This is a genomic window from Rubneribacter badeniensis (assembly GCF_002899695.1).
GTDB classification, from domain to species: Bacteria; Actinomycetota; Coriobacteriia; order Coriobacteriales; family Eggerthellaceae; genus Rubneribacter; species Rubneribacter badeniensis.
In genome coordinates, this window is record NZ_PPEL01000116.1 from 1 (window position 1) to 7221 (window position 7221).

A 7221-nucleotide genomic window follows, 5' to 3' on the forward strand; every position below is an offset into this window, starting at 1 on the left:
CCGCGTGCGCCGAGGCGCGGGCCGCCCTCGGTCCGGATGCCGTCGTGGGCGTGTCGGTGCAGACGGCGGCGCAGGCGCTCGCGGCGCAGGAGGCCGGGGCCGACTACCTGGGCGCGGGCGCGGTGTTCGGCACGCCCACGAAAACGGACGCCGTCGTCACAGGCGTGGACGGGCTTTCCGTCATCTGCGCGGCGGTGACCATCCCCGTCGTCGCCATCGGCGGGCTGAACGCGCGCACGCTGCCCGCGCTCGCGGGCAGCGGGGCCGACGGGGCGGCCGTGGTGTCGGCCCTCTTCGCGGCGGACGATATCGAAGACACGGCCCGCCATCTGCGCGCGGTTGTGCGGGAGGTGCTGGGCGCATAGCGCTTCGCGCCTTGTGCGGCGCGCCTCGAAGGCATCCGGGCGTTCGCCCGCCTTCGACCCTTCTGCTCCGAGCGGCCGTGCGAATCGGCCGAAGAAAGGACGACATCATGAAAGCAGTGCTGAGCATCGCGGGATCCGATTCAAGCGGCGGCGCCGGCATCCAGGCTGACATCAAGACCATCGCCGCCCACAAGCTGTTCGCCGAAACGGCCATCACGGCGCTCACGGCGCAGAACACCCTCGGCGTTGCCGGCGTGCGCGAGGTTGAGCCGACGTTCGTGGCGGCCCAGATCGACGCCGTGTTCGACGACATCCGGCCCGACGCCGTGAAGATCGGCATGGTGTCGTCGGCCGCTATCATCGAGGCCGTGGCCGAGCGGCTTGCGGCCCACGGCGCGCGCAACGTCGTGGCAGATCCCGTGATGGTGGCCACGAGCGGTGCGCGCCTTATCGACGAGGACGCGGTGGCCGCCCTGCGCGCCCGCCTGCTGCCGCTTGCGGACGTCGTCACGCCCAACATCCCCGAGGCCGAGGTGCTGTGCGGGTTTCCCATCGCCGACGAGGCCGCGATGGAGCGCGCTGCCCGCCAGCTGCTCGGGATGTGCGGCGGGGCCGCGCTCGTGAAGGGCGGCCACGGCGCGAACGACGCGAACGACGTGTTGGCCCTTCCCAACGGCACGGTGCGGTGGTTCCGCGCGCCCGCCGTCGACACGGGAAACACCCACGGCACCGGCTGCACGCTGTCGTCGGCCATCGCGTGCGGGCTGGCCGCGGGGAAGGGCATGGCCGAGGCCGTGGCGGGCGCCAAGGCGTACGTCACCGGCGCGCTGGCCGCCGGGCTCAACCTTGGGCGCGGCAGCGGCCCCCTCGACCACATGTGGGCATGGGGAGGGAGGTAGGGCTTCCATGGACGTTGCGAGCGCATGCGCGTTCGAGGCGCGGCATCCCGAAAAGGTTCGAGACGTGAGCGGTTCGTCGGGCGCCCTCACCGTGCGCCTCGATGCCGACGACGGCTGTTATTACCTGAAGTCGGGAGAGGCGGGCTCTTTGAGGCGAGAGCACGAGGCGCTTCGCTTCTTCCATCCGCTCGGCCTTGCGCCCGAGGCATTAGGCTACGAGAGCGGCGAGCGGGATCGTCTGCTCATGCGCCCGCTGCCGGGTTCGCCCGCCGTCAGCTCGCAGCTCATGTCGCATCCCGATCGCCTCGCCCGCGCGCTCGGCAGGGCGTTGCGTGATTTCCACGACCGCGGCATCGGGGACTGCCCGTTCTCCAACAGCGCAGCCGACATGCTCGCGCGCGTGGAGCGGAACCATCGCGCCCGCGAGCTTGACGAGGTCATGGCGCGCGCCATCGGAGAAACGGACATCGACCGCATCTACGAGCGCATCCGGGCAGGGGCCCGTCTGCTTGAAGACGACGTGGTCGTCCACGGCGATTTCTGCCTGCCGAACGTGTTCTTCGACGGCGAATACCGCTTCGCCGGGTTCATCGACCTGGGGATGGCCGGCCGGGGGGATCGGCATTACGACCTGTACTGGGGTCGATGGACGCTGCGCTACAACCTGGGCACCGACGCGTACGGGGATGCGTTCTTCGACGCGTACGGCGCCGCCGACATCGATCCCGCGCGCATAGAGGTGGCGGGCCTTATCTCCTGCCTGGACGGATGAGGCCCCTTTCAGATCCCGATCACGCCTCGAACACGCACCGCCCTCCCGTGAACGTGGCCAGCACCCGCGTCCTCTGCACGTCGTCGGGCGCGCACGAGAGCACGTCGCGGTCGAGCACCGCCACGTCGGCCAGCATGCCCGGCTCGAGCATCCCCAGTTCGTGCGCGCGTCCGGCGGCCGCGGCGCTGCCCTGCGTGTAGGCGCGCAGGGCCTCGGCCATCCCGATGCGCTCGGAGGCCAGCCATCCGCCAGCCGGCTCGTGCGTGGCCGGATCTTGCCGCGTCGTCGCGCTGTACAGCACGTCCATCGAGTTCACGTCCACCACCGGCGAGTCCGTTCCGAACGCGAGCGTCGCGCCCGTGCCCAGAAGCGTGCGGAACGGCCACATGAGCTTCGCGCGCTCGGCTCCCAAATCGCGCTCGGGACCGCCGGGATCGAGCGTCATGTGCGGCGGCTGCACGGCCGCCACCACGTCGAGCGCGGCGAGCCGCTCCACGTCGTCCGGCAGGAAGTTCTCCACATGCTCCAGGCAGTTGCGCCGTCCTTCGGGCAAGGGGCCGTACGTCGCGCGGGCCTCCTCGAAGATGTCGAGCGCCGCGTGGATGGCCGCGTCGCCGATCGTGTGGATGCGCACGGGGAATCCCTTCGCCGCTGCGGCCAGCACGAGCGAGCGCATCGTCTGCGCGTCCACGGTGGGCCGTCCGCAGTCGCCGTCGAAGCGCGCGTTCGCGTACGGCTCGGTCACCCAGGCCGTGTGCTGGCTCGACACGCCGTCGAAGAACTGCTTGAAGCCGGACGCCTGAAGCATCGGGCCCGTGTACGCCTCCCGCATGGCCTCGAAGCGCCCCATGTCGGCAAGGAGGGTGGGGAAGAGGTGCACGCGCGCCGTCAGCTCGCCGCGAGCGAGCAGCGCCGCATGGACGTCGTCGCGGATGAAGTCGAGCCCGGGATGCGCCATGAGCGACATGTCGCATACGCTCGTCACGCCGTTTCGCGCCAGCTTGGCGAGAAAGCCCCGGTAGGCGTCGGCAACCTCGGAATCGGAGAAGGCGCCCATGATCCTTGGCATAAGCTCCATGGCGGCCGCCTCGCGCACGACGCCCGTCAGCTCGCCGTCCTCGAAGCGGTCGTACGACCCTCCTGCGGGCGGCTCGCTCTCGCGCGTCAGGCCCAGTTCGCGCAAGGCGGTCGAGTTGAGCCACAGCGTGTGGGCGTCGCCCGAATACAAAGCCACGGGGCGCGCGGGGAAGGCCTCGTCGAGCGAGCGCTTCGTGGGCATGACGGGAGGGTTCCAGCGGTACTCGCGCCATCCTTGGGCGAGCAGCCAGCCTGTCGGGCGGCGCTCGGCGAAGCGCTTCATGCGCGCCACGCAGTCGGCCTCGCTCTCTCCCAGAAACGTGGTTGCAAGCGCGGACGCGTACACGGCCGAGTGGAAGAAGTGCAGGTGCGAGTCGTGGAAGCCCGGCACTACGAGCGCGTCTTCGAAGTCGCGCACCTCGGGAGCCGCCGCGTTGCCGTTCGTCTCCCGTGCGAGCGCGCGCATCTCTTCGCGCGGCCCGATGGCGGCGATGCGGTCTCCTGAGATGGCCACTGCCGCCGGCATGACCGCGTCGCCGCCGGTGAACACGCGCTCGCTCTCGATGATCGTGTCGATGCGCATACGTTGCTCCTTTCCGAACGTGCCGCTGCGCGTTCGCATCGTCGTCTTGCGCTCCGCTCATCATCCGAGCCTTCCGCGTCGCGCAGCCGCCATTGTACGCCTCGCGAGCGCGGGGCGAAACGGCATGCGGGCCTATGCGAGGGTTTTCGGTCTTCGGACGGCGCTTCGTCGAGGCGAGCGGCGTGGTCGTACGCCTCGGCGGGCGCAAGGCCGTGCACGCTTACGGTCTTGCGTCCGGCACTGGGTTCGGACGGAAGGGCCGAAAGGGTTTTCGGCGGCTTTCTGAAAAAAATCGAAAACAGGGCTTGACGATTCGACGCGCACCCCGTAATATACTTGCTCGCGCTCGCACCTTGCTTTTGAAGTGGCAGGATGCGCATCGGGAATCCGATGGGGTGTCGTCTAATGGCAGGACAGCGGTTTCTGGTGCCGTATGTGAGGGTTCGACTCCTTCCACCCCAGCCATTTCCGACAAGAGAAGCGCAATGATGTGGCTCCGTCGTCTAGCGGTTTAGGACGCCGCCCTCTCAAGGCGGAGGTCGCCGGTTCGAATCCGGTCGGAGCTACCAGAACATTACAGGCCGGAAGCGGTTTCGCTTCCGGCCTTTCCTTTTCACCTTCGTCTGCATCACGGGGCAAGGCTTTCGCGTTCGCTCAGCGTTTGCGCGCGTCGTCTGCGGGGTCTTCGGACTCGGCGGCCCGTTCCTCCAATCTGTCGTCGAATCCGATGGCCGCGTGCATGGCGTTGCAGAAGGGCTTGTTCCCCGAGGCTCCGCAACGGCATAGCGCATAGCGGTTGCGAAGCTCGTACTCCGACCCGTCCGCGCTCGCAAGCGGAATGCCGCCGCGCACGAACAGCGGGCCGCCGACGCCTTCCTCCACGTCCTCGAGCACGGCGATCGACGGCTTGAGGCGCGGCTCGTACCTGGTTCCCTCGAGGGCGTCCACGTGCACGAGGCGTCCGGCCGGGCAGTCCGAGGACGCCTTCACGGCTTCGCGTTCGAGGCGCTCGTCGAAGGAGAGCTCGGTGAGGGTCCAGGCGTCGCCGTCCTCGCGATGGCAGAAGCGGGCGAACGCGCAGCGGCCGTCGTCGAGCAGCGTCACGCGGGGTCCGGGATAGACGTCGGCGCGCTCGTCGAACGGCGCTCGCGAGGCCGTCTCGGCGCCGTCGAAGACGACGCGGCGGTGCGTGCCGTCGCAGAACGGGGCCTCGTTCGAGCGCCCGCAGCGGCACAGCGCGTACTCCTCTTGGGGAGGAAACATGCGCACGGTGCGGTACTCGTAGTGGCCGCCTGTCGGCATGATGGCTTGCTGGATCAGGGGGACGCCCCCGCTCACGAGGTACGGTCCATCAGGCGAAATGGCAATGCTCATGCGCTGCTCTGCGACGGGCTGCCGCTCGGCGGTCGGGCGCGTCGCTGTCGGTGCGGAGGTGGAGGGCATGCGTTCCTCGCTTTCGCTCGTTTGGGTTGAACGAGGCAAGTATAGGAGGGACGGCGCGTCGCCCTTTGCTTTCGAGGGAAAGCGTCAAGGCCCGGTCAACCTGCCGTCACGACCGCGCTTTGTCGGCGTGCTCGGCAAGCCATTCGGCGAGGAAGGCGCGCAAGGCTCCGGGGTCGTTGGGCGCTTCGCCGTCGATCACGGCGTCGAGCGCCGCGTCGAGCGCCTGTCCCACGATCGGGCCGGGCTCCGCTCCGAGCGCGAGGACCGTCCGTCCGTTCACGGCGAGGTGTCCAAGCGAGAACGCCTCGTCGGCTGCGAGGATGTCGTCGAGCAGCGCTTCGACCGCGTCGACCTCCTTGATGCGGCTTCGGCAGAAGGGTGCCTGTCCGGCTGCGTCGCCGCGCTTGAGGTCGCACAGCGCGCGGAACAGCTCGACGTCGCCGCCAAGGCTTGCAAGCATTCGGCGCACCGACTTCGGCGTGGGGGAGAGGGCGTCGTCGTGGCGCCTCACCAGTTCGAGCACCCGTGCGGCGAACGCCGAGGAGAGCGAGAGCCGCGCCATCGCCCCGCGGGCCATCGACGCGCTGAGGGCCGGATGGCCGTAGAAATGCCCGATGCCGCGCGCGTCGGCGAAGAACAGAGCCGGTTTGCCCATGTCGTGGAAGAGCGCGGCCCAGCGCACGAGCGGCTGCGGCGGCGTCGCATCGACGACGTGGGCCGTATGCTCGAGGACGTCGTGCACGTGGTAGGGGGTGCGCTGATCGAACCCCTTCATGGCCACGAGCTCGGGCAGCACCGCGGCCAGCACGTCGACGCACGAGAGCAGCGCCGATCCTGCGAACCGTCCGACGAGCAGCTTTTCGATCTCGCGCGTTGTCCGCTCGGTCGACACGCGCACAAGCAAGCCCTTGTTCGCCAGCATGCCCTCGAAAGTCTTCTCCTCGATGCGAAATCCGAGTTGCGCGGCGAACCGGCAGGCTCGCAGGATGCGAAGCGCGTCCTCAGAGAAGCGCCGCGCCGGATCGCCGACGGCTCGAATGATTCCCGCATCAAGGTCGGCCCGCCCTCCGTACGGGTCGAGCAGACCACGCCGGGGGTGGTAGGCGAGCGCGTTCATGGTGAAGTCGCGGCGTGCAAGGTCCTCTTCTATGGAGCGCACGAACGACACGGACTTCGGATGCCGGGCATCCTCGTCGTAGGGTCCGTCTGCGCGATAGGTCGTCACTTCGACGGGGGAGCCGTCTGCTATCACCGTCAGCGTGCCGTGTTTCGTCCCCGTCTCGTGCGTGCGCAAACCCCGCGCCTCGAAGGCCCGTTGCGCCTCGCGCCATGTTGCCGAGGAGGCCACGTCCACGTCGCCGCTCGGACGTCCAAGCAATGCGTCGCGCACGCATCCGCCCACGGCCCAGGCCTCGTGCCCCGCCCCCTCGAGGACGTCCAGCACGCAAAGGGCGGTCGGAGGCAGTGCGATGACGGCGGCGGGCTGCGCAGCGTCTTTCTTTTGGCTGGCGGGTTCTGGCATCGCGGACGCTCCTTCGTGTTCGGTCGGCTCTCATGCTCCTTATACTAATAGAAGCGAGGCGTTTCGTCGCGCTGGGGCTTCTGCTTGCTCTTTTGGAGCGCCTTGCCGACGACGCAACTGTTCTGTTGGCGCAGAGGATCGAGTGGCAGCATCTGCCGGACAAAGCCACCGGCTTGTCTGTTCGTGGTTTTCGCAGTTCAAAGAGGCGAATCGCGTGCTTCTTCGGTGTCGCCCAAACTTTTTTCAAAATTTCGCAAAATTGGGTCTTGCGCTCATAGGGCCAAGTGAGTATTATATTCGAGCTGCGTTTTTCGGGGAGAGAAACGCAGAGCCGGTTCCCCGGCTTTTCGAGAGAGATGTTCAACGGATCGATCGAAAAAAACTTCCGAGGACTTGGAAAAAAGTTCTTGACAGCGGGGAGGCGGGCGGGTAACATATCTCCTCGCGCTTCGGCGGAAGGCCGGAGCGGAGGGGCCCCAAGGGCCCCGCGGGAACCTTGAGAACCGGATACTGAGGAGCAAGGAAAAGCCAGTCGACGACGAGTCGATTCCGAGACGGCC

The 7221-nt window shown here is 68.1% G+C and carries 6 protein-coding genes and 2 tRNA genes; 5 read left to right on the forward strand and 3 right to left on the reverse strand.

Annotated features, from left to right (window positions below):
* The 3 genes from C2L80_RS12570 to C2L80_RS12580 form a co-directional block, all read left to right on the forward strand.
* The coding region (locus C2L80_RS12570; protein WP_193602640.1) for a thiamine phosphate synthase at positions 1–365 on the forward strand (365 nt) is incomplete at its 5' end.
* A 107-nt stretch (positions 366–472) separates the two neighbouring features.
* Positions 473–1264, forward strand: coding sequence for a bifunctional hydroxymethylpyrimidine kinase/phosphomethylpyrimidine kinase (gene thiD / locus C2L80_RS12575; RefSeq protein WP_103263319.1), 792 nt, complete (start codon positions 473–475; stop codon positions 1262–1264).
* 7 nt (positions 1265–1271) lie between these two features.
* A complete protein-coding gene (locus C2L80_RS12580; protein ID WP_087193937.1) occupies positions 1272–2036 on the forward strand; it encodes an aminoglycoside 3'-phosphotransferase in 765 nt (254 codons plus the stop codon).
* A 19-nt stretch (positions 2037–2055) separates the two neighbouring features.
* On the opposite strand, the gene C2L80_RS12585 is transcribed toward C2L80_RS12580, so the two are convergent.
* Positions 2056–3696, reverse strand: coding sequence for an amidohydrolase (locus tag C2L80_RS12585; RefSeq protein WP_103263320.1), 1641 nt, complete (start codon positions 3694–3696; stop codon positions 2056–2058).
* A 391-nt stretch (positions 3697–4087) separates the two neighbouring features.
* Between C2L80_RS12585 and C2L80_RS12590 the strand changes: the two genes are divergently transcribed.
* A tRNA-Gln gene (locus tag C2L80_RS12590) sits at positions 4088–4161 on the forward strand.
* A 27-nt stretch (positions 4162–4188) separates the two neighbouring features.
* Positions 4189–4265, forward strand: a tRNA-Glu gene (locus tag C2L80_RS12595).
* Positions 4266–4350: 85 nt separating this feature from the next.
* On the opposite strand, the gene C2L80_RS12600 is transcribed toward C2L80_RS12595, so the two are convergent.
* Both C2L80_RS12600 and C2L80_RS12605 read right to left on the reverse strand, forming a co-directional pair.
* On the reverse strand, positions 4351–5070 hold the full coding sequence (locus C2L80_RS12600; protein ID WP_239939002.1) for a CDGSH iron-sulfur domain-containing protein: 720 nt from the start codon (positions 5068–5070) through the stop codon (positions 4351–4353).
* A 175-nt stretch (positions 5071–5245) separates the two neighbouring features.
* Positions 5246–6661 carry a CCA tRNA nucleotidyltransferase gene (locus C2L80_RS12605; RefSeq protein ID WP_103263322.1) on the reverse strand — a complete coding sequence of 472 codons (1416 nt, stop codon included), beginning with the start codon at positions 6659–6661 and terminating at the stop codon, positions 5246–5248.
* Positions 6662–7221 lie beyond the last annotated feature (560 nt).